The following is a 23,240-nucleotide window of genomic DNA, read 5'->3' on the forward strand; positions in this document are numbered from 1 at the left end:
GGATGCAGTCGATCCTTGTGGTCGCGGCCCATCCGGATGATGAACTCCTCGGCTGCGGCGGAACGATCGCCAAGCTGGCCGACGAAGGAGCGATCATTCATGTCGCCTTTCTGGCCGACGGGGTCTTCTCACGGGCGGGAGAAAAAACGAAACAGCAGGAAGCGTTGCGCTCCCGCCGCGCGGCGGCGCAGACGGCCTGCGATATTCTGAGGGTGAAGTCGATCTCCTTCGGTGACTTTCCCGACAATCGGATGGACACGATGGCATTGATCGAAATCACGCAGGCGGTGGAGCGGTCGGTCGCCGAGCACCGGCCCGACACGGTTTTCACCCACCATGCGGGCGACCTGAATGTCGACCATCGGCTGGCCCATCAAGCCGTGGCGACGGCCTGCCGGCCGCAGAGCGGGCATCCGGTCAAGACGATCCTCTCTTTTGAAGTGCCGTCGAGCACCGAGTGGCCGCTCCCCGGCAGCGCGCCGGCCTTTGCGCCGAACTGGTTTGTCGATATTTCCGGGACGCTCGACCGCAAGCTGGCGGCGCTCGATGCCTACGCCGCCGAGCTCCGCCCCTGGCCGCATCCCCGTTCCCGGCAAGGGGTCGAACATCTGGCCCGCTGGCGCGGCGCGACCGTCGGGGCCGGGGCCGCCGAAGCATTCATGCTGGGGAGGCGACTCGCATGAACGTCGTCTTTCGCGTCGATGCATCGGTCCAGATAGGCACCGGCCACCTGATGCGCTGCCTGACCTTGGCAGAGGCGCTTCGCGAACGCGGCGCGCAGACGCAATTCATCTGTCGGGAGCAGACGGGACATCTCATCCCGCTGCTGCAGCAAAAGGCGATTCCGGTGACCGTGCTGCCGGCCCCTTTGAAGAGCGATATTCCGCTCGGTGAAGAGTATGCCGCATGGTTGGGGGTGACGCAGGCCGAGGATGCCGGACAGACCATTGAAGTACTCGGCGGCGAAAGACCCGACTGGCTGGTGGTCGATCATTATGGACTTGATATCGAATGGGAGAACCGGCTGCGACCTCATACCGGAAAGATCATGGTCATCGATGACCTTGCCAACCGCCCTCACGACTGCGATCTGCTTTTGGATCAAAACTATTCCGCCGAGGGGGAAGGCCGCTACCAAGCAATGGTTCCTGAGACCTGCCGGCGACTCGCGGGGCCCCGTTACGCGCTGCTTCGCCCCGAATATGCGCTTTATCGGCGAACCCGGCCGGCCCGTGATGGAGAGGTGAGGAGGGTGTTGGTTTTTTTCGGCGGCTCCGATCCGCATAACATGACGGGGCTGACGATTGAAGCCTTGTCGCAGCCGGCCTTGCGCCATCTGGCCGTCGATGTGGTGGTCGGTGCCAATAATCCACACCGCCCGATGATTGAAAAGGGTGCGGCCAAAAGGCCTTGCACCCGAATTTACGAGCCACGCCCACATCTCGCAGCGTTGATGTCTGAAGCCGATCTGGCGATCGGCGCCGGCGGGGCGACGACCTGGGAGCGGATGTGCCTTGGCCTGCCGGCCGTCGTCATTTCAATCGCCGAGAATCAGCGCCCCGCTTCGGAGGCGCTTCAGAAGGTAGCGCTCCTCGACTATGCCGGCCATTTTCCCGACGTCACCGCGAATCATATCGCCTCATTGCTTCGACAGCGATGTGACAACCCCAAAGGGCTCGTCGAGCGAAGCCTGCGCAGCCGACTGGAGGTCGACGGGCTCGGCGCGTTGCGCGTCGTAGAATTGCTCTCCCCGAGTCACAGCAGCGCGATCCGGCTTCGGCCCGCCGCTGAAGACGATGTCGCTCTCTATTATGACTGGCGCAATGATCGGGCGACAAGCAACGGGACGGAAGAGGCGTCTTCCCTTTCTTGGGATCGGCACCAGGCCTGGTTTACGGATAAATTACATGATTCAAACAGCCCCCTGTTCGTCGCCGAGGTTTCCGGCCTGCCGGTGGGACAGATCCGCTTCGAGACGGAAAAATCCGAAGCGTTGATCGATTATTCTCTCGACCCAATCGTGCAGGGAAGAGGTTGGGAGCCGCACCTGGTTGCTTTAGGGGGAACGCATCTGCGGCAGATCCCGCCGGTCAGGCTGCACGCCGCGCCGCAAAAAGAAGCCCCTCTTTTTTTGAGGATGAGTCGTCCTGGAATGTCCATCGTCTCGGACGCGAAGGCTACTTTTTCAATCGCCGTTCTGTCCGATCGGTCGAGCTGGCTGAACGGCTTCATCCAACGACTGTCGTTCGACTGGCTCTCGATCGGCCACCGCGTTCTGTGGGTCCATCACAAAGCAGACCTGCGCCCCGCTGATTTCTGCTTCTACTTAAGCTGCGGTCAAATCGTGCCTCAGAAGATCCTCTCTCAGTATCGACACAATTTAGTCGTCCACGAAAGCGATCTGCCGAAAGGGAGAGGTTGGTCGCCGCTGACATGGCAAATCCTCGATGGGAAGAACCGGATCCCGGTCACGTTATTCGAGGCGGCGGAAAAAGTAGACAGCGGCGTTATCTATGCGCAGGAGTGGATTGCGTTCGAGGGGCATGAGCTGATCGACGAACTCCGCCATGCCCAGGCGGAGGCGACCCTGACATTGTGCAAACGGTTCGTTGAACACTATCCGCAGATTCTGAACGAGGCGCGGGAGCAGGCCGGGGAGGCCGATTCTTATCCGCGGCGTCGGCCGGAGGACAGCCTCATCGATCCCGAAAAATCGATTTCCGAGCTCTTCCCGAAGCTGCGGGTGGCCGATCCCGTTCGGTACCCCAGTTTCTTTATGAAGTTTGGCCGGCTCTACAAAATCGTTCTGGAGAAGTACGCAAAGTGAAAAAATCAAACCGATTCATCGATCAGATGCCAGGCTCCGCGACCGGTTCGGGAGGGTCGCCGAAGCGAAAAGATCAGAATAAAAAGAGCTATATTTTAGCGACGAGCCGTTCCTGGAACGAAGGGATGGCCGCGCGCCTCGCCGCGCGGACCGGGCAAGAGTTTGTCCTGATGACTTCTAAAGAAGACCTTACAATAGAAAACCTGACAACGATTCGTCCCGAGCTCATTTTTTTCCCGCATTGGTCATACCGCATCGACGCGAGCGTTTTCAACCGCTTTCCTTCCGTGGTTTTTCATATGACCGATCTTCCTTTCGGCCGGGGTGGAAGTCCTCTGCAGAATCTGATCGTCCGTGGTATTTACGAAACGAAGATCTCCGCGCTCCGCTGTGTGGAAGAGATGGACGGCGGTCCGATCTACCTCAAAAGGCCGCTCACCCTTCATGGCTCGGCGGAGGAGATCTTTCTGAGGGCTTCCAAAATTATTGAAGAGATGATCGTCGAGATTCTGGAAAAGAACCCGAAACCGGTCGCGCAGGAGGGAGCGCCGACCCTGTTCAAGCGCCGCAGACCGGAGGAGGGCAACCTGGCATCGGCCTCGTCACTCGACCAGCTCTTCGACATGATCCGAATGCTCGATGCGGAAGGCTATCCAAACGCCTTTCTGGAGTTCGGCCCCTTTCGCCTTGAATTTACGCGTGCCGCACGGAAAGAGGATCAGGTGATCGCGGATGTCCGGATCACCGCGGCGAAACAGACGAAGGAGGGTGGCCATGATTGAGATTTCGGGTCGGAAAATCGGTCAAGACCATCCTCCTTTCATCATCGCCGAGATGTCGGGGAACCACAATCAATCGCTCGATCGGGCGCTGGAGATCGTCGACGCGGCCGCCAAGTCGGGGGCGCATGCGCTGAAAATCCAGACCTATACCCCCGACACCATGACGATCGACCTGAACGAACGGGAGTTCCATATCAGCGACCCGAAGAGTCTCTGGGCCGGCAAATCGCTTTATCATCTCTATGGCGAGGCCTACACGCCGTGGGGATGGCACCAGCCGATTTTCGACCGCGCGCGCCGGCTCGGGATGATTCCCTTCAGCACGCCGTTTGACGATACGGCGGTCGACTTCCTCGAGAAACTCGATGTCCCCTGCTACAAGATCGCCTCTTTTGAGAACACCGACCTGCCGCTGATCCGCCGCGTGGCCGCGACCGGCAAGCCGATGATCATCTCCACCGGGATGGCGACGGTCGCAGATCTCGATGAATCCGTCCGCGCCGCGCGCGAGGCGGGCAACAAGGAGCTGATCCTGCTGAAATGTACCAGCAGCTATCCGGCGACGCCCCGGAATACCAATATCATGACCATCCCGCATTTACGGTCGCTGTTCGGCTGTGAGGTCGGCCTGTCGGACCACACCCTGGGCGTCGGCGTTTCGGTCGCCAGTGTCGCCTTGGGCGCGACGGTCGTCGAAAAGCACTTCACCCTCCGGCGCGCGGACGGAGGGGTCGACAGCGCCTTCTCCATGGAGCCGGCCGAGATGGCGCAGCTGGTCGCGGAGACCGAGCGGGCCTGGCAGGCGCTCGGCCGCGTGAGCTATGGAACGACGGAGGCCGAGAAAAAATCGATTCAGTTCCGCCGCTCGCTTTATATCGTGCAGGACCTGAAGGCCGGAGAGGTGCTGACGCGGGAGAATGTCCGGGCGATCCGGCCGGGACTCGGACTCCCGACGAAGTTTCTCGATCAGGTGCTCGGCCAGACCGTGAAGCAGGATGTCAAGCGCGGAACGGCGCTCGGCTGGGGAATGATCGGATCCGTCTAACTTTCTTTTAAGAAAGATCAAATGAGCCGTACTCAAGCGGATGGAAATAAAAAGGTGTTTCTTGCGTTAACCGCGTTGGAAGCGTTTTGGGACACCACGCGACCGATCGTTTTTTTGGGAGAATGGTGTCTGCTCCACGGCCGTCGCTCGTTTTGGGAGCCGCTCAACGGTCAGCTGTTGGAGACGCCGTTCAATACCGCGGAAGCGGCCCATGCCGCCTACGTTTATCTCCATGCGCTTTACGAGCGGGCTTTGCCAATCGTCGGGAAGGTCCTGAATACGTTTCATGGAAAACAATATAGTGACCGCTATTGGAGGATTGTCCTCGGTCCCTGGCTGCGGCTTTATCTCTCGGTGTGTTATGACCGCTACAGCCATTTAAAACAGGCGCTGGAACAATACCCCGATTGCGACACCCTCGTCCTCCCGGAGGCCTCCTTCATTGTTCCATCCGACACCCTTGATTTTGCCTGGCTTGTGAAGGAGGATTCCTTCAATCTTCAGATCTACACAAAGATGCTTGCCGCAGAGGGAAGGACTTTCCCCTGTGGCGCTCCGATCGTGCATGCCTCCGCTCACGCCAACTTCATCGATCGGTCCTGGAAGGAGAACGCACTGAACGCCATCGCGAAAATCATCGTCGGTCTCGTCGCAAAGAAGGAGCAGTCTATCTTTCTGAGAAATTCTTACTTTCCGAAGTCCTTTGAAATCCGGCTATCCGTAAAAACGGCAGGCCGCGTGTTGCCGATCCTCCGTCCTCTGACGAAGCCATCTCTGCCTCCGGAGAATCGAGATCTCCGAAGAAACTTGCCAAAAATTGAGATTGGCCAGGGTGAGTTTGAGCGATGTTTATCGGCCCTCCTCCTTTCCGATCTCCCTCGGAGTGTTTTGGAAGGGTACTCCAGTATCAATCAAGATGCCAGCCAGGTTTATCCCAAAAGCCCCAAGGCGATATTGAGCGCGAACGCCTGGCATTGCGAAGAAACCTTCAAGCAATGGGCTGCGACCTCTGCCGAGAAGGGAACGCTCCTGATGGGAACCCCGCATGGAGGAAACTATGGCGGGCCGGCCAATATGTTTTTTGAAGACCACGAAACGGCGATCGTCGATCGTTATTATTCGTGGGGGTGGGAGCGAAAAGATTGCGCTGCGGAAGTCATCCCTTTCCCGGCGACCAAATTGGTAAGTAGAAAAAAGATCGGCGCCAGCAATCAGAAGAGCGGCATTTTATGGGCGACCACTTCAGAGCCACGGTACCTGATCCAATTTTCTCTCCCGCCGAAATTTTTTCATGAATACCTTCGCTGGCAAAGCCGCTTTGCAAAAGCACTCCATCCGAACATCGTCTCCGCGCTCCGGCTACGCCCGCATCGCGAGGATCAGGGTTGGTCTATCGCTCAGCGGATTGCCGAATGTATTCCGGGTGTCGCGATTGAAACCTGGGATCTCCCTTTTCAAGAAAGCTTGGTCAATTGTCGGCTTTATATCTGCGATCATCTGTCGACGACGTTCGCCGAGGCGCTCGCGGCAGACAAGCCGACCCTTTTGTTTTGGAATCCCGAAGCAAATCGGCTCAGACCGGAAGCCCAACCCTATTATGACCTGCTGAAAAAAAGCGGCATTCTTTTCGATACGCCGGAAAGCGCCGCGGCTGCCGCCGATCAAATCTATCCGGACGTTGAAGCTTGGTGGAATGATCCGGATCGACAAAACGCGGTCAAGATATTTTGCGAGCGGTTCGCCCGGAATGCTTCGGGTGCCATTGAATTGTGGACCGCCGAATTCAGACGAATTGCAGCGATGCCGGGACCGAAGGTAAGTCGCAAAGGGTAGGTTATCAAGCCATGCTCCACGCCACATCATTGAAAACCAGGTTCTTGGTGTCTGTGGGTTCAAATGGGATCCGCAGCATTATTAGTTTCGTTTCCGGGTTGCTTATCGCCCGGGGGCTGAATCCATCCGGTTATGGCGATTTCATGTTTCTCTTGGGCACCTTTGTTGCCATCCGGTCATTGCTGGATATGGGAAGTTCAAGCGCGTTTTATACCTTCCTTTCCCGGCAGGCCCAAGGACTAAGATTCTATCTGTCCTATTTTACCTGGATGACATTGCAATTTTTGATCACGCTATCGTTTGTCGCCTTAATCATTCCTTCCACTATTTTTCAAAGGGTCTGGTTGGGACATAACCGTGAAATTGTCGTAATCACTTTTTTTGCGGCATTCATGCAGCAGCAGGTTTGGCAAACGGTGAGTCAAATCGGTGAAAGCAGGCGGAAGACAATAATGGTGCAACTCATGAACGTCGTCATTGCCCTTACCTATCTGGCAATGATTTCACTGTTATTGGTTTTTGGCTATATGTCGGTAAAAAATATATTATTTTTAATCATCATCCAATATGCGGCGGCTACCATTTTAGCCTACTGGCTCCTGAAAGAGGATCAAGCTCGGCCTGTTGAAAATAATAGATCACTCAAACAGGTATCACGAGAGTATTGGGTCTACTGTAAGCCCTTGATGATTCTCTCTCTGGTTAATTTTTTATATGACTTCGCCGATAAATGGATGCTTCAAAAATTCGGAGGGCCGACACAACAAGGCTATTTTCAGATCGCGAGCCAATTTGCAAATGTAAGCCTGTTGGCGACAACTTCAATCCTAAGTATTTTTTGGAAGGAAATCGCGGATGCTTGGGCGAAACAGAACCACACAAGGGTCGAAATGCTTTACCGGAAAGTCAGTCGGGGGCTTGTAATGCTGGGAGCAATCATTACCGGCATACTGCTTCCTTGGTCAAAACAAATCGTAATGATTTTTCTGGGACCGGCGTATTCACAAGCCTGGCCGGTGCTGGCGATGATGCTGCTCTATCCAATCCATCAATCGATGGGTCAAATCGGCGGGACCATGTTTCTCGCGAGCGGCAATACCCATAAATTCATGCTTGTCGGCATGGGGATGATGTTGATTTCCATACCTTTTTCATATCTTGCACTCGCCCCAACGACAGGGGGGTTGATTCCAGGATTGGATCTGGGAGCAATGGGGATTGCGACCAAGATGGTGTTACTCGGCATCATCTCTGTAAATATTCAGGCGTGGGTCATCGCGAGGTACAGCGGATGGCGATTCGATTGGATGTTCCAATTGGTTGGAATACCACTGATGATTGGACTCGGGTATCTGGTCAACAAGCTCGTTGGATTGATGTGGAATCTGGAGGATATCAGCAAGGCTGACCTCATGGTTCCAATGGTACTCTCAGGAGTTATTTACGCTCTTTTCGTCACCCTGACAATTTGGATTTTTCCATGGCTGATCGGCGTCGAAAAAGAGGAAATAAACGACCTGTTCAAGAAGCCTGTTTACTCGTTACTCTATAAGAGCGAGCCGATCAAACGATGCTAATAATTTTTAGCTGCTCCCATTCAAAATGAAAATTATTTTTTTTACGGAAAACCATTATCGGGGAGGCCTCGATACGTTTCTCACCACGCTGATTAATCATTGGCCCTATCCGGAGGATGACTTGGCATTGATCTGCAATCGCAGTCATCCCGGGCTTGATTGGATTAAATCAAAACTGGCCCGTCAGTGCGAAATTACGCCGCACCGATTACCGGGGCAGTCTGAATGGTACAGGGGGAATAGTCAAAGAAAATTCCTATCGAATCGTTTGGCGAAGGGTTGTTTATCTCTCCTGCGTAAAACACTCGCTTACCCATTTTTTATGGTTCACGTGATGGCGCTCATATTCAAGTTTAAGAAAATGCGTTATGACAGGCTCATGGTGGTAAATGGTGGATATCCCGCGAGCCTAAGCTGCCGTGCAGCGAGTATCGCCTGGAATCTGGCCGGTAAAAGGCCTCTTTCCATACACAACTTCCACAGCCTCGCACAAGCATCACCCGTTTGGTACAGATGGATAGAAAGCCTCATCGACAGAGGAGTATTAAATTCCAGCCGTGCAATGGTCTCCGTTTCTGATGCGTGCATCCATTCGCTTCATAAACTGAAGGTCTTTCGCGGTGCAACCAACAGTCGATTTATCTATAACGGTATTTCACCGGGAAAACAGCAATGCGGTTATAGAGAGGCAGCGCTGAGCGATCTGGGAATTCCGGAGGAAGCGCCATTATGCCTCATGCTTGCCACATATCATCCTTATAAAGGTCATGATTTTTTCTTCCGCGCATTCTCTGAGGTCATCCGGTCCGTTCCGAATGCGCGGGCGTTGATATGCGGAGATGGTCGCCCATCCGAAATATTCCGTGTGCGGTGCGCCATCTCGTCTCTTGGTCTGGATCAACAGGTCATTGTGCAAGGGCACCGAGCTGACGTGGATTTATTGCTCCAGAGGGCGCAAGTCCTGGTCGTCCCCTCACAGGCTTTTGAATCATTCAGTCTCGTCATCGTTGAGGCAATGGCCAGGAGGCTTCCAGTCGTTGCAACCCGGGTGGGTGGAATACCCGAAGTGATGCCCGACGGCATGGGCGGACTGCTATGCGACGTTAATGATGTTGAAGGCTTTGGACGTAACATCCTAAAAATACTTAGCGATCTAGATCTAGCAAAAAAGCTGGGTGAGATGGGATTTAGAAGATATTCCGATAAATTTACTGCGGATAAAATGGCGAAGGAGTACGCCGGCCTTGTTAGGCTGCATGATCATGCTTTCGAAAATCAGTCACATTTTAATATGGGGTGAGCGGTGGATATTTGGAATAAGCAGTACAAGAATATCGCGATCAAAGCGGATTATCGAGTTCACGATAAAATTCTTGAGCTTCTAAATAAAACCTCTTTACGCCACGGTGACTTGTTGGATATCGCATGCGGTGAAGGTGCTCTTGCACAAAGAATAATAGATGAAAATCCGGGTCTCAACGTAGACGTAAATGACATAAACCTAAGCTCTATCTTTTGCCAAGGGTATAAAAATAAGTACTCTGTTGATTTGAATAAACAAAACTTTGAATTTCCGAAACAATACGACGTCATTATCGCTGTTGAAATCATTGAACATATCGAGAACCCTTGGAACTTTATGCGTGCGGTCCGCCGCGCCCTTAAGCCTGGAGGGGTGATTTTACTTTCGACTCCAAATATTGATTCTATTTTTGATCGGATATTTTTTTTAATTTACGGTTACCATTTTTATTTTGGAGAACGAGGAATTGTGAATTCCGGAGGACATATTACGATGGTACCGATGTGGCTGATTAACCATATGTGTATGTCAAGCCGGATGAAAATCATACATCAATGTCATGTCGATACCAGCCCTCACCATGGACTCAGGTATAGACTCTTGAAATTATTTCTGAGCCAGATCCTGATGTTGGCAAAAAACAGAAATGATGCATCGATAAATATCTTGCAGATTAATTCGATAACCCAAGAAGGTGTTTAGATGAAAACGATCATCCTCTGCGGCGGCTACGGCACCCGTATCCGCGACGTCGCCGACAATCTGCCGAAGCCGATGATCCCCGTCGGCCGGTACCCGATCCTCTGGCACCTGATGAAGTACTACGCCAGCTTCGATCATAAAGATTTTGTCTTATGCCTGGGATACAAAGGCCAGGTGATCAAGGAGTTCTTCCTCAATTACGAAGCCCAGACGCGCGACTGCACGGTGACGCTCGGCGCAAGGAAGTCGATCGAGTTCCACACCAATCATGAAGAGATGGACTGGCGGGTCACGCTGGCCGAGACCGGCACCGAAGCGATGACCGGCGCGCGCCTCAGAAAAGTACGGCACTATATCGGCGCCGACGAACATTTCATGCTGACCTACGGCGACGGCCTGGGCAATGTCGATCTCGATCAGGTCCTCGCCTTCCACAAAAAGCATGGGCGTATTTTGACGGTGACCGGCGTCCGCCCGCCCGGCCGGTTCGGGGAGCTGATGAACTCTCCCGAAGGGTTGGTAACGGAGTTCAATGAGAAGCCCCAGGCGACAGGGGGCCGGATCTCCGGCGGGTTTTTCGTCTGCCGCCGGGAAATCTTCGACTACCTGGACGACCGCGAAAATTTGACCTTCGAGCAGGAGCCGATGCGCCGGCTGGTGAAAGATGCCGAGATGATGATGTACCCGCATGAAGGCTTCTGGCAGCCGATGGACACCTATCGCGATTACACCTACCTGAACAGCTTGGTCACCAAAGGCGAGGCGCCATGGATCCGATGGTAAACCAAAATTTATTCGACGACCTCTTTCGCGGCCGCCGGGTGCTGGTGACCGGCGACACCGGATTCAAAGGCTCCTGGCTCTCCCTCTGGCTCCATGAATTGGGAGCCGAGGTGCTCGGATTCGCGCTTCCCCCCGAACGGGAAAACGATCACTTCAACCTGCTGGGCCTGGAGAGTCTGATCGAGCATGTCAACGGCGATATCCGGGACGATCGGGCCATCCACAAGGCGGTCGACGGGTTCCAGCCTGAAATCCTTTTCCACCTGGCGGCCCAGCCGCTGGTGCGCCTTTCGTACTCGGAGCCGAAGCTGACCTTCGATACGAACGTGGCCGGATCGGTCAATGTCCTGGAAGCCGCCAGGCGGTGCGCGTCGCTCCAGGTGGTGGTCTATGTCACCTCCGACAAGTGCTACCGGAACAACGAATGGATCTGGGGGTACCGGGAGACCGATCCGCTCGGCGGGCACGATCCTTACAGCGCCTCCAAGGCGGCGGCGGAGCTGGTCTTCTCGGCCTATCAGGACTCCTACTTCAACGCGCGGGCCGGTTTCGGCGCGGCGACCGTTCGGGCAGGCAATGTCATCGGAGGAGGGGACTGGGCGGCGGACCGGCTGGTGCCTGACGCGATCCGCGCCCTGCAGGTGGAGAAGCCGATCCAGATCCGCAACCCCCACTCGACCCGGCCCTGGCAGCATGTCCTGGAGCCGTTGTCGGGTTATCTGCTGACGGCGGCCCGCCTCCTTCGCGAGCCGAAGCGTTTTGCCGGTCCGTGGAATTTCGGGCCCGACGCCGAATCGATCCGGACCGTCGGCGATCTGGTTAAGATGATCGTTGCCGAATGGGGAAGCGGAAAAGTTGAGACCGCTCCGGAAGCCGGTGCGCCGCATGAAGCGCGGCTACTCCAGCTGAACTGCGACAAGGCGAATCAGCTCCTCCATTGGCGGTCGAAGTGGAATGCGAAGCGTGCGGTGGCGGAAACTGTCCGATGGTACCGCGGTGTGTTCGAAGGACAAAGCGCCTTCGAGATTTCCCGCAAACAAATTTTGGAATACATGGAGACGAAATGATCGAGGGGGTCAAGATCACCCCGCTCAAGCAGATTTTGGACGAGCGGGGCAAGATCATGCACATGATGCGCTGCGACGCGGAGGGTTTTCCAGGCTTTGGGGAGATCTATTTCTCGTGCGTCCATCCGGGCGCGATCAAAGGCTGGCATATCCACAAAGAAATGATCCTGAACTACGCCGTTCCGCATGGCAACATCAAGTTTGTTCTCTATGATGATCGCCAGAACAGCTCGACGCGGGGCAAGTTGCAGGAGATATTCCTGGGCCCCGACAATTACTTCTTGGTGACGGTCCCTCCGGGAGTTTGGAACGGTTTCAAGGGAATCGGGCAAGAGATGGCGATCGTCGCCAACTGTGCTTCCATTCCCCACCGTGCCGACGAGATCGACCGCCTCGACCCCTTTGATCCTGCGATTCCTTACAATTGGGAGATCCAACACCGATGAGCAAACGGGTCCTGATCACGGGCGGGTTCGGCTATCTGGGAGGGCGGATCGCAATGGAGCTGGCAAGCTCCTCGAACTTGAAGATCCGGCTCGGGAGCCGGAAGGCGAAGCCGGCGCCGGTCTGGCTCCCGGCGGCGGAAACGGCGGCGATTGACGTAATGGAACCGGCTTCGCTTCCGGCGGCGCTGCGCGATGTCGAGGCGGTGGTCCACCTGGCGGCGATGAATGAAAACGACTGCATCGCCGACCCCGGGAGGGCGCTCCAGGTCAACACGCTCGGCACCCTGAATCTCCTCCGGGCGGCGATCGCTGCCGGCGCGGCGCGCTTCATCTACTTCTCGACGGCGCATGTTTACGGCGCGCCGCTGGTTGGCCATCTGACTGAAGCGACGCCGCCGAGGCCGATCCATCCCTATGCCATTACGCATCACGCCGCCGAAGATTTTGTCCTCGCCGCGCATGATGAGAAAAAGATCACCGGCATCGTGATCCGGCTTTCGAATGGATTCGGGGCACCGACCCATCCGGAAGTCGACCGTTGGACGCTGCTGGTGAACGATCTCTGCCGCCAGGCGGTCCAGACGCGTAAGATGGTTTTGAGGTCGAGCGGTCTGCAGCAGCGCGATTTTATTCCGGTGGAAGATGTGGGGCGCGCGGTCGGGCATCTGCTGGAGCTCACGCGGGAGGAATGCGGCGACGGTCTGTTCAACCTGGGAAGAGGAACGTCATGGAGCATCTGGGAGATGACGCAGTGGATCGCCACCCGCTGCAAAATCGTTTTGGGATTCCGGCCTGAAATTGTTCGTCCCGAACCGGCCTTACACGAGCAGTCTCCTTTCCTCCGGTACGACTGTGAAAAGCTTCGCAAAACAGGTTTCATCCCAAAGGGTGTCGTGGAGCAGGAGCTGGACGACACCCTCCAGCTCTGTTCGCAGGCGTGGGGCCGGATAAAATGATGAGCGAACCGTCGCTGAAAAGAGCGCCCCGAGTCTCGGTGATCATGACGATCTACAATGCGGGGCCCTATCTGAAAGAGGCGGTCGACAGCCTTCTCTTCCAGACCTTTGATAGCTGGGAGCTGATCGCGGTTGAAAACGGCTCGTCGGACGAATCGCCGGCCGTCTTAGCCGGTTATCGGGATGAACGGGTCCGAACGTTCGCGTTGCCCAAAAACATCGGCCGGACCCCGGCGCTGCGCTACGCCTTCGAGCGGGCGGAAGGGAAGTACATCGCCGTATTGGATGCGGACGATGTCTCCTATCCGGAGAGACTTAAAAGACAGGCCGACTATCTGGACCAGCACCCGGAGATCGGGCTGGTCGGCTCATGGGCGGATCAGATCAACGAACAGGGTGAGGTGACGGGGAAACACAAACCTTCGTCGGATAACCGTGAATTAAATGAGTCACTCGGGTGGTCCAACCCTTTTGTTCATTCATCGATCATGTATCGAACCGATTTAGCGAGAAAGACCGGCGGGTATCCGGAGAGTTATACCTATGCTCAAGACTATGCGCTCATCCTGAATATGGCGAAGGAAGCCCGGGTCGCCCTTCTGCCGGAGCCTCTCATTCAATGGCGGATTCTAAAAACCAGTATTACCCGGTCTCCGGAATATGCGGTAGTCGCCGCGAGAGAAGGCTTCCTCCTCTTTCAAATCGCGGGACAAAATGGCTCTCTTTCGAAATCCTCGTTGAAGCGGAAACAACTCAGCCAGGCGGTGTCACAGCTGAAATACGGATATTCCTTAATGAAGAATGAAAATTTTTTTGGGGGCCTTCGTTTGGCGGTCGGAGCGGTGCTTAAAAACCCGGCTTGCCTCATTATGAATGGACCAATCGTACGCCTCATTCAATCGATCAGGACGGCTCTCTGAATAATACCGTAAGATGACATTTTAGTTTCGGACGATGGAAGACCCTATGATTCAGCACAATCCGAAAGCAACCCGCACCCTATCGATACAGGCGGTGGTGATTTCGTTCATTACTTTATTCTTCCCCTTTACGAACATTTTGCCCCTTTTCTTCCCGATTCAGTTTCTGGGTAAAAACGCCTGGCTTGTCCTCCCCATTGTCGTCATTGCGGCAATGTTCGTCATATCACTTTTTACGGAGGGTAAATTCGTCGTCTTCCATACGGTCGATCTCGGGCTCCTCGTGATCGCGGTACTCGGCTGGCTCATTCATGCGGCAAGAGGGTTAGCGTACACGGAGTCCCGTTCGATTCTGGACTTAAGATATATTATCAGCTCGATCATCTTTTTATTGGCCTTTAAACGGATCGTTGAGGGGGCGGGAAATCTGGAGTCGATCACTTGGGCCGTGCTTTTGACATGTCTCATACAGGCCATCCTTGGAATACTTCATGCCCATTTTTTTTCTTATATTAATATTAATGTCGAAGACCTTGAATTCTTTTTTGACGCGGAAAGAACCCGTGAAGGGGGAACGCTGGGAGCGTCAATCTATGCAAATTTTATTGTCTGCGGGATGTTTCTGCTTGTGGCAAGAAAGTCCAACTTGTCATCCATCCGATATGCTGTCTTTGAAAATGTGGCGATTCTGGCAATGCTCTACGCAATTACACTCAGCGGATCCCGCTACCCGATGATCTGCGCTTTTTTGCTGACTTGCATTTTCCTTTCAAAATCGCTCTCCAATTGGCGACAAATGGCCGCCTTATTCGGTCTGGTCGCTGTGATTTCATATTTTTTTCTGGCTAACAAAGAAGGCCTTGAGTTTCATAGTATCCTGAGGTTCTCTGAAGACTCTGGCGGACGTCTTGATAAGCTCCTCCTGCCGTTGATGCTCCTTTCTGATCGCTTTATTCATTTCTTAATTGGCGCTCCGTCGGCATTGATTGAGGCCACCTTTTCCGAGGATGGTCTTGGAATATCGGATAATTCGTACATGCTGATGTCATTACAGTTCGGAACCGTTTTCGCAATCTGTTGGTTTACTTTTTTTATTCACCTTCTACGGCGTAATGCTCTGAATCGGTTTTCATTTTTATTTATGATTTATGTTCTGGTCGGGCTCGGGCTGACCAACGGCATTCTGTGGGAGCCGTGGGTTTTCGTCGCGATGCTCGTATCTACCATCATCTATCATGACGCTCCGGCATATCGAAAAATCCCTGCGACGCGGGTAGAGGCGGCGATTCATCTCCTTGAGGAAGTTCCGCAGAGGTTATTTTAAATGTGTGGCATCGCTGGAATCGTCGGCTCCGGTCAACATGAGAACATCGCGGTCGTTAAACAGATGACCCGGGCGATGGCGCTTCGAGGTCCGGATGGAGAAGGGATCTGGCATGAAGGGCCAGTTTTCCTAGGCCATCGGCGTCTATCGATCATCGATCTGGAAGGCGGCCATCAACCGATGATCGTAAGGCGCGATGGGAAAAACCACGTCATCGTATTTAATGGAGAAATTTATAACCATGCGGCAATCAGGCAAAGACTATTGCGGGGGGGAGTTCAATGCGAATCCCGCAGCGATACAGAGGCTTTGCTGCGGCTGCTGATGGAACGGGAGATACCGGACGCGCTCAACGAAACGACGGGTATGTTTGCCTTTGCAAGGTGGGATCCCGATCATCAACGCCTCGTGTTGGCACGTGATCGGATTGGGATTAAGCCGCTCTATTATCATCATGCTTCGGATGGGATACTCTCATTCAGCTCATCGCTTGACAGCCTCACCTGCAATCAAAACATCGAACGGGTGATGGATATGGAGGCGTTGGAGTATTTCTTGACGCTCGGTTACCCACCGGCTCCTTTGACGCTCTATAAAGGAATTTACGAGTTGCCGCCCGGATACTATCTGGTGTGGGAGAACGGTAAAATCGAAATTCAATGCTATTGGAAAGTGGATTGGAACCGGAAATTCAAAGGGACGGAAGATGAGGCCGCCGAGCAGTTAAACGGCCTACTTAATGAAGTCGTTCGAGATCATCTGGTGAGTGATGTGCCGGTCGGAGCATTCCTCAGCGGCGGCATCGATTCCAGCTCCGTGGTGGCCCGCGCCAGCAGACAGGCCGGAAAGGATTTCGAGACCTTTACAATCTCCTTCCCGGATCAACAATATGACGAAAGTTCCTCTGCACGCTTGGTTGCCGACCACCTCAAGGTTCGCCATTCGGTCATTCCGATGGCCAATCTGCCCGTCGACGAATCGGCCTGCCGTTTCACACTACAACAGATCGGCCAGCCCTTTGCAGATTCTTCCTGTTTGCCGACTTATCTGGTGTCACAGAGTGCATCAAAGAAAGTAAAGGTGGTCCTGTCGGGCGACGGCGGGGACGAGCTCTTTGCGGGCTATGAAGATTTCGATTGGGGAGCCCGGATTTGCCGGGCTCAGAGTATCCCGGTTTGGACCCGCCGGCTGATGGTGACGCTCTTCACCGGCATGACACCCCCTCCCTTCCTGCGTCATCGATCCCGGCAGGCGAAGAAAGGATTGTCATACAGCTTACTCTCTCGGGAGGAGATGCTGATCCGTTTAAAGTCTATTATCGATCCCGAGGAACTTTCGAACCTGACTTGGTTATTTGAGGCAGGAGGTCCTGAATTGTCGCGGCTTCGATCCTATTTAAACGAAGAGCGCTCGCTCGAATTCACCGCTGCCCTGAGTCGTTTTCTGACGGAAATCTGCCTGCCCGGCGACATGCTAAGAAAAGTGGACAGCATGAGCATGGCGGCATCAATTGAGGTCAGGGTCCCGCTCCTTGATCACCGTCTGGTTGAATTTGCCCAGAGCTTGCCCGTTTCAATGAAGGTGAAAGGAAAGGTTCGGAAAACCTTGTTGTGTCGGGCAGTAAAACCGGACCTGCCCGCAGAGATTTTCAGAAATCGGAAATGGGGCTTTTCCATTCCATTGCATAAGACGTTCGATCCGAGCTTTTTGAGTTTCTGCCGGAAAACCTTGACAGACCCGAACAGCTGCGTATTGCGCTTGTTTGGGAAGGCCAACATTGACCGGATCCTCAGCTGGAATGAAGCCGATACCAATCCGGTCGAGCACATTTGGAGTACTTACACGATCAGCCATGTCCTCTGGATGTTGATTCAACTTGAGATGTGGTGCCAAGAAAAAAGGATTGCATTGCCAGTTGAGAGCTTTTGTCGAGGGTAACCATTCAATGAGGAAATCTCCGAAGAAAATACTTTTACTCTCCCCTCTTCCTCCGCCCGCCGGGGGAATTGCGACGTGGACAAAAAAGGTTTTTGACTACGGGCTACCGGGATGGGATCCACCGGTTATTTTGAATACGAAGCTGCGGGGGAATCGTAAAGTTTTTCAGAAGGCACGTTTTTCGACTTCCGAAATATATCGGACCATTAATGTATTATGCCTGCTTTTATTTCATCTGATCAAAACTCGGCCCAAAGCAGTTCATATTAATTGCAGTGTTTCGCCACTTGGGGTTTTCCGGGACCTCTTATGTGCCATACTGGTGCGGATATTCGGATTTCCGTTGATTTGCCATTTTCGCGGTAATTTGGGGGACTTTCCCACTCAAAAACGTCTGAGCTTTTTCGCCTTGAAGAACTTGATTAAACTCTCAAAAGCAAATATTGTCCTTAATAAGCCCTCACTGGAATTTTTCTCAAGGATCTCACCGTCCCACTCCGCTCCCTTTCTGATTCCGAATTTTATTGATGACGGTATTTTTACAAAGCAAGTGATCGTTAGAGCCTCTCAGCGACGCCCGCGTGCCCTGTTTGTGGGTGGAATAACGAAAGCAAAAGGCGGATTGGAGATCGTTGAAACCGCAAGATCAATGAGCGGAATCGATTTTGTCATGATCGGCTCCGTGTTGAGTGATATGGAATCGGAGCTTAAAGATGCTCCGCCTAATCTTTTTTTATGTAAAGAGATGCACCATGCAGAGATCATCCAAGAGATGTGCCAAAGCGATCTCTTATTATTTCCATCTCACTCAGAAGGCTTCCCCAATGCGGTGTTGGAAGCGATGTCTGTCGGCCTGCCTGTTATCGCAACAAAGGTCGGTGCGATTCCTGAGATGATTGAGGAAGAAAAAGGTGGAATTCTTGTAGATGTCGGAGATCTTAAGGCGATCACTCGGGCTCTTGAAAAATTGATCGATGATTCCGAATTGAGAACTTCAATGGGGCGATTCAATAGAGAGAAGAGCCGGAATCATTATTCCTACTCTGTCGTTATAAAGAAATTAACTGCAGTTTATGACGCGATATCGTAGACGAATTGGAGGGAGCCTTCACTTCGGTCCTTCAGTTATCTGGATTTTGTGGAGAGACTAAGACGAATGTGCGGCATTGTTGGTTTCTCGGGAAATTTTTCAACGGATCGGCTTGAAGAGGCCGGCAGGTCGATCGCCCATCGCGGTCCGGATGCCGATGGAATCTGGCTCGATCACGGCGCCGGGATCGGCCTTGCCCACCGCCGTTTGTCGATCCTCGACCTCTCCCCTTCCGGAGCGCAGCCGATGGCCGGCGCGGATGGCGCGGTGGTGCTGGTGTTCAACGGCGAGATATACAACTTCCGCGAACTCCGTTTGGAGCTGGAATCAAAAGGGCATCGCTTTCGCGGGCATTCCGATACCGAGGTGTTGATCGAGCTTTATCTCGCCGAGGGCAAAGCGATGCTGCGCCGGCTAAATGGCATTTTTGCGTTCGCACTCTGGGATCGGCGCAACCGGTCGCTGTTCATCGCGCGGGACCCGCTGGGAGTGAAGCCGCTTTACTACACCGAGGCGGCCGGCGGCTTCGCCTTTGCAAGCGAGATCAAGGCGCTCCTCTGCCTGGCGCCGGAAAGCCGCGAGCTGGATATCCCGGCGCTTCACCGCTACTTGAGCTTTTTGTGGTGCCCGGGAGAGGGGACGCCGCTGCGCGGCGTGCGCAAGCTGCTGCCGGGAGAGGCGATGGTGATCGAGGCGGGAAGGATTTCCCGGCGCTGGATCTGGTATCAACTCCCCCCTTTCCGCGGAACGGTCGCCGATCTTTCCGAACCGGAAGCGGTGGCCGGCACAGCGGAGACCCTCCGCCGGGCGGTCCACCGGCAACTCGTCGCGGACGTGCCGGTCGGCGCTTTCCTTTCCGGAGGGCTCGATTCAAGCGCCGTGGTCGCTTTTGCCAGGGAGCAGGCGCCGGATATCCATTGTTTTAGCATTGAAATCGAGGGGGGGCAAGGGGACGGTTTCGTTGATGACCTTCCTTATGCCAGACGCGTCGCTCTGCATTTGGGGGTTCCGCTCGATGTGGTGCGCATCGATGCGGGTCGCATGGCCAATGACCTTGAGGGAATGGTGGCGCAGCTCGATGAGCCATTGGCCGATCCGGCCCCCTTGAATGTCCTCTACATCAGCCGGCTGGCCCGCGAACAGGGGATCAAAGTCCTCCTTTCGGGCGCCGGCGGGGATGATCTCTTCACCGGTTATCGGCGTCATGTCGCGGTGAATTATGAACACTATTGGAAATGGCTCCCGTTCGGCGTCCGCTCGGGGCTGGAACAGGCAACGGTCGGTCTCGATCAGCGCCGGCCGCTCTTTCGGCGTTTAACGAAACTCTTCTCCGGCGCCGGCCTGACTGGCGACGCGCGGCTGGCGAACTATTTTCTCTGGGCAAAAGAGTCGCAGCTCCTCGGCCTTTATACCCCCGAGTTTCGGGCCCGTCTGGGACAGGAAGAGGCTTCGGCTCCCATGCTGGCCTTCCTGAAGCCGCTTCCGGCCTCGGTGCCTCCCCTGGAGCGGATGCTGGCGCTGGAGCAGCGGTTCTTTCTGTCGGATCACAACCTGGCCTATACCGACAAGATGTCGATGGCAACCGGTGTGGAGGTCCGCGTCCCATTCCTCGATCTCGATCTGGTTGAACATGCGGCCCGGATCTCGATTGGTATCAAGCAGCGGGGTCAGGTCGGCAAATGGATTTTAAAGAAAGCAATGGAGCCCTATCTGCCTCATGATGTGATTTATCGGCCGAAGTCCGGCTTCGGTGCACCACTCCGCCAGTGGATGCGGCGCGAACTGCGTCCTTTGTTAGGTGACTTGCTGTCGGTGGAGAGTCTAACACGGCGCGGGTTGTTCGATCCGGAGGCGGTGCAGCGCCTGATGACACAGGATGACAGCGGTCAGATCGATGCTTCTTATACATTGTTGTCCTTGTTGAACATTGAAATCTGGTGCCGAACATATCTTGATGCGGCACCGATGAACCATCACTTTAGCCACTCTTGGGAGAAAAAAAGTGAAGCAAGTTCTTCAAAGTCTTAAATCAGGTGCCACCGAAGTGGCGGAGATTCCCTGCCCGGCAGTGAAGCAGGGCCAGCTGCTCATCCGTTCGAGTCGGACGTTGGTGTCGGCCGGGACCGAGCGGATGCTGGTGGAGTTCGGAAAGGCCGGCTGGATTGCGAAGGCCCGCCAACAGCCGGACAAGGTCCGGATGGTGCTCGACAAGATCAAAACCGACGGACTCATGCCGACGCTGGAAACGGTCTTCAACAAGCTGGAGCAGCCGCTCTCCCTCGGCTACTGCAACGTCGGTGTGGCGATGGAGGTCGGGGCCGGTGTTGCCGGTTTCACGGCGGGCGATCGGATCGCTTCCAATGGCAAACATGCCGAAGTGGTCAGCGTGCCGATGAATCTCTGTGCAAAGGTGCCGGAGACCGTAACGGATGACGAAGCGGCCTTCACCGTCATCGCCGCCGTTGCCTTGCAGGGAATTCGTCTAGCCCAGCCGACGTTGGGTGAGGCGGTGGTCGTCACTGGACTCGGATTGATCGGCTTGATCGCCGTGCAATTGCTGAGAGCGCACGGCTGCCGGGTGCTCGGCATCGATTTCGATCCCGAGAAACTGGCCCTAGCGCGGACGTTCGGCGCCGAGACGGTGAACCTTTCCGCAGGAGAAGACCCAGTCGCCGCCGCGATCGCGTTTTCCCGCGGCCGCGGGGTCGATGCCGTCCTGATCACCGCCTCCACGAAGAGCAGCGAGCCGGTGCATCAGGCCGCGCTGATCTGCCGCAAGCGGGGCCGTATTGTGCTGGTCGGAGTGACCGGGCTGGAGCTCTCCCGCGCCGATTTCTTCGAAAAAGAGCTTACCTTTCAGGTGTCGTGTTCCTATGGTCCCGGCCGGTACGACGCGAGCTATGAAGAAAAGGGGGTCGACTACCCGGTCGGCTTTGTCCGGTGGACGGAGCAGCGCAACTTCGAGGCGGTGCTCGACATGATGGCCGACGGGCGGCTGAATGTCCGACCGCTGATTTCACATCGCTTTGATATTCACGACGCGGAAGAGGCATACGCGCTGGTCGGCGGCTCAGGACCCTCGCTCGGAATTTTACTGCAGTATCCGACCGAAGCGCAGAAGCCCGAGAGGGCGCTCCGCCAGGCGACCGTGGAATTGGCCCCTCGCATCCGGCCCTCCGGGGAGAGAGGAGAGGAACAAGCGGTGGTCGGATTCATCGGTTCGGGCAACTATGCGACCGCGAAGCTGATTCCAGCCTTTAAGGAGGCGGGCGCCCGGTTGAAGACGGTCGCTTCGAGCGGCGGCGTCAGCGGCGTCCATGCCGGCCGCAAGTTCGGCTTTGAAGCGACCACCACCGATACGGAGAGCATTTTTTCCGACCCGGAGATCAACACGGTCGTCATTGCCACCCGGCATGACAGCCATGCGCAGCTGGTCTGTCGGGCGCTCGAAGCCGGCAAGCATCTGTTTGTAGAAAAACCGCTGGCGCTGACGCTGGCCGAGCTGGCGGCAATCGAGCGAACCTATGCGGCGGGATTGGAAGCCGGACGTATTCCCTTGGTGATGGTCGGCTTCAACCGCCGGTTTGCCCCTCAGGTCAGGAAAATGAAAACACTCCTATCCGGCGTGAGGCAACCGAAGGTCTTCGTCATGATGGTGAACGCAGGCGCCCTTCCGCCGGAACATTGGACCCAGGAGCGGATCGTCGGCGGCGGCCGGATCATCGGCGAGGCGTGTCATTTTATCGACCTCCTCCGGTTTTTGGCCGAGTCGCCCATCCGTCAATTTCAGGCGGTCTCGATCGACAGGGGAGAGGGCGGAGGCATCTCGGAGGACAAGGCGAGCATCACGCTGCACTTCGAAGACGGCTCGATCGGCACCATTCACTATCTGGCGAACGGTCACAAGTCGTTCCCGAAGGAGCGGCTGGAGGTTTTCGCCGCCGGGCGGATTCTGCAGTTGGATAACTACCGGAAGCTGATCGGCTTCGGTTGGCCGGGGTTCCGGACAATGAATCTTTGGCGTCAGGATAAGGGACAACAGGCGTGTGCCGCCGCTTTCGTGAGGGCCATCGAGCGAGGTGAGGAAGCGCCGATCCCCTTTGAGGTCTTAATGGAGGTGAGCCGGGTGTCGATCGAAGTGGCGGAAGCGCTGCGATGACTCAGTCGACAAGAATGGAACAGGTAAACCTCCCTCTGTTTTGAGAAATAATGACATTTCATATGCACCTATATCTATCATGTTCCAATAATAAATTTATTGGTTAATCGAATTATGGGTTTGCCCGGTTTTAGCTTAATGTTGGCAGTCACTGTTGTCGCCGGATTGCTCTCTTGGCATGTGATCGAGAGACCTGCATTTGGCCTAAAGAAGTATTCACTGTTGCCACAAAGTAATGCATGATGAATTATTAAATATGCCGCGCCCTTTTTTGCAGAATGCCCGCGCGATACCACAAAGCGGTCCGGAGACCCTGTCGTTCGAGGCAAACGAATTCATTGGAACTGATACATCGAAGCTGAAGCCGTCCATGCATAAGCCATTTTCGGAAAAATGTAAGGCCCGGCATGATTCCGTGGAAGCGGGATGACAGATTCGGCGAGCGGATCGTCGTCAAAACTCTAAATTCATTACTCTTTAAGAGGATT

Annotated in this window: 18 protein-coding genes; all 18 read left to right on the forward strand. The window is 54.9% G+C overall.

Going from position 1 to position 23,240, the window contains the following annotated elements; all coding sequences use genetic code 11:
* Window positions 1-2: 2 nt before the first annotated feature.
* The 18 genes from HY282_10375 (at window position 3) to HY282_10460 (ending at window position 22,752) form a co-directional block, all read left to right on the forward strand.
* Entirely contained in the window at window positions 3-683 is a 681-nt protein-coding gene (locus tag HY282_10375) for a PIG-L family deacetylase (protein MBI3804153.1), read from the forward strand.
* On the forward strand, window positions 680-2,827 hold the full coding sequence (gene pseG, locus HY282_10380) for a UDP-2,4-diacetamido-2,4,6-trideoxy-beta-L-altropyranose hydrolase (protein ID MBI3804154.1): 2,148 nt from the start codon (window positions 680-682) through the stop codon (window positions 2,825-2,827). The genes HY282_10375 and pseG overlap by 4 nt, the downstream gene beginning before the upstream one ends.
* A 125-nt stretch (window positions 2,828-2,952) precedes the next feature.
* A complete protein-coding gene (locus HY282_10385; GenBank protein MBI3804155.1) occupies window positions 2,953-3,609 on the forward strand; it encodes a methionyl-tRNA formyltransferase in 657 nt (218 codons plus the stop codon).
* On the forward strand, window positions 3,602-4,654 hold the full coding sequence (gene pseI, locus HY282_10390; GenBank protein MBI3804156.1) for a pseudaminic acid synthase: 1,053 nt from the start codon (window positions 3,602-3,604) through the stop codon (window positions 4,652-4,654). Before HY282_10385 ends, pseI begins: the two co-directional genes overlap by 8 nt.
* A gap of 21 nt (window positions 4,655-4,675) precedes the next feature.
* The gene (locus HY282_10395; GenBank protein ID MBI3804157.1) at window positions 4,676-6,487 is read left to right on the forward strand and encodes a hypothetical protein; all 1,812 of its coding nucleotides are present in this window, start codon (window positions 4,676-4,678) and stop codon (window positions 6,485-6,487) included.
* 11 nt (window positions 6,488-6,498) lie between these two features.
* A complete protein-coding gene (locus HY282_10400) occupies window positions 6,499-8,064 on the forward strand; it encodes a lipopolysaccharide biosynthesis protein (protein ID MBI3804158.1) in 1,566 nt (521 codons plus the stop codon).
* Between the two features lie 25 nt (window positions 8,065-8,089).
* Complete coding sequence (locus HY282_10405) at window positions 8,090-9,364, forward strand: glycosyltransferase family 4 protein (protein ID MBI3804159.1); 1,275 nt, start codon at window positions 8,090-8,092, stop codon at window positions 9,362-9,364.
* A gap of 3 nt (window positions 9,365-9,367) precedes the next feature.
* Window positions 9,368-10,069, forward strand: coding sequence for a class I SAM-dependent methyltransferase (locus HY282_10410; protein MBI3804160.1), 702 nt, complete (start codon window positions 9,368-9,370; stop codon window positions 10,067-10,069).
* Window positions 10,070-10,852 carry a glucose-1-phosphate cytidylyltransferase gene (gene rfbF / locus HY282_10415; protein MBI3804161.1) on the forward strand — a complete coding sequence of 261 codons (783 nt, stop codon included), beginning with the start codon at window positions 10,070-10,072 and terminating at the stop codon, window positions 10,850-10,852.
* Complete coding sequence (rfbG, locus tag HY282_10420) at window positions 10,846-11,919, forward strand: CDP-glucose 4,6-dehydratase (protein MBI3804162.1); 1,074 nt, start codon at window positions 10,846-10,848, stop codon at window positions 11,917-11,919. Before rfbF ends, rfbG begins: the two co-directional genes overlap by 7 nt.
* Entirely contained in the window at window positions 11,916-12,365 is a 450-nt protein-coding gene (locus HY282_10425; protein MBI3804163.1) for a dTDP-4-dehydrorhamnose 3,5-epimerase family protein, read from the forward strand. Before rfbG ends, HY282_10425 begins: the two co-directional genes overlap by 4 nt.
* Complete coding sequence (locus HY282_10430) at window positions 12,362-13,321, forward strand: SDR family oxidoreductase (protein ID MBI3804164.1); 960 nt, start codon at window positions 12,362-12,364, stop codon at window positions 13,319-13,321. The genes HY282_10425 and HY282_10430 overlap by 4 nt, the downstream gene beginning before the upstream one ends.
* Window positions 13,318-14,241: a glycosyltransferase gene (locus HY282_10435; GenBank protein ID MBI3804165.1), complete on the forward strand. Its 924-nt coding sequence runs from the start codon at window positions 13,318-13,320 to the stop codon at window positions 14,239-14,241. The genes HY282_10430 and HY282_10435 overlap by 4 nt, the downstream gene beginning before the upstream one ends.
* Before the next feature lie 46 nt (window positions 14,242-14,287).
* A complete protein-coding gene (locus tag HY282_10440) occupies window positions 14,288-15,565 on the forward strand; it encodes a hypothetical protein (GenBank protein MBI3804166.1) in 1,278 nt (425 codons plus the stop codon).
* Window positions 15,566-17,503: an asparagine synthase (glutamine-hydrolyzing) gene (gene asnB / locus HY282_10445; protein ID MBI3804167.1), complete on the forward strand. Its 1,938-nt coding sequence runs from the start codon at window positions 15,566-15,568 to the stop codon at window positions 17,501-17,503.
* Window positions 17,504-17,510: 7 nt separating this feature from the next.
* On the forward strand, window positions 17,511-18,593 hold the full coding sequence (locus tag HY282_10450) for a glycosyltransferase family 4 protein (GenBank protein MBI3804168.1): 1,083 nt from the start codon (window positions 17,511-17,513) through the stop codon (window positions 18,591-18,593).
* A gap of 66 nt (window positions 18,594-18,659) precedes the next feature.
* Entirely contained in the window at window positions 18,660-20,621 is a 1,962-nt protein-coding gene (asnB, locus tag HY282_10455) for an asparagine synthase (glutamine-hydrolyzing) (GenBank protein MBI3804169.1), read from the forward strand.
* Window positions 20,596-22,752 (forward strand): bi-domain-containing oxidoreductase, encoded by a 2,157-nt coding sequence (locus HY282_10460; GenBank protein MBI3804170.1) that lies wholly within the window; start codon window positions 20,596-20,598, stop codon window positions 22,750-22,752. The genes asnB (HY282_10455) and HY282_10460 overlap by 26 nt, the downstream gene beginning before the upstream one ends.
* The last annotated feature ends 488 nt before the right edge of the window (window positions 22,753-23,240 follow it).

The organism is Candidatus Manganitrophaceae bacterium, from assembly GCA_016200325.1.
Classification (GTDB): Bacteria; Nitrospirota; Nitrospiria; order SBBL01; family Manganitrophaceae; genus Manganitrophus.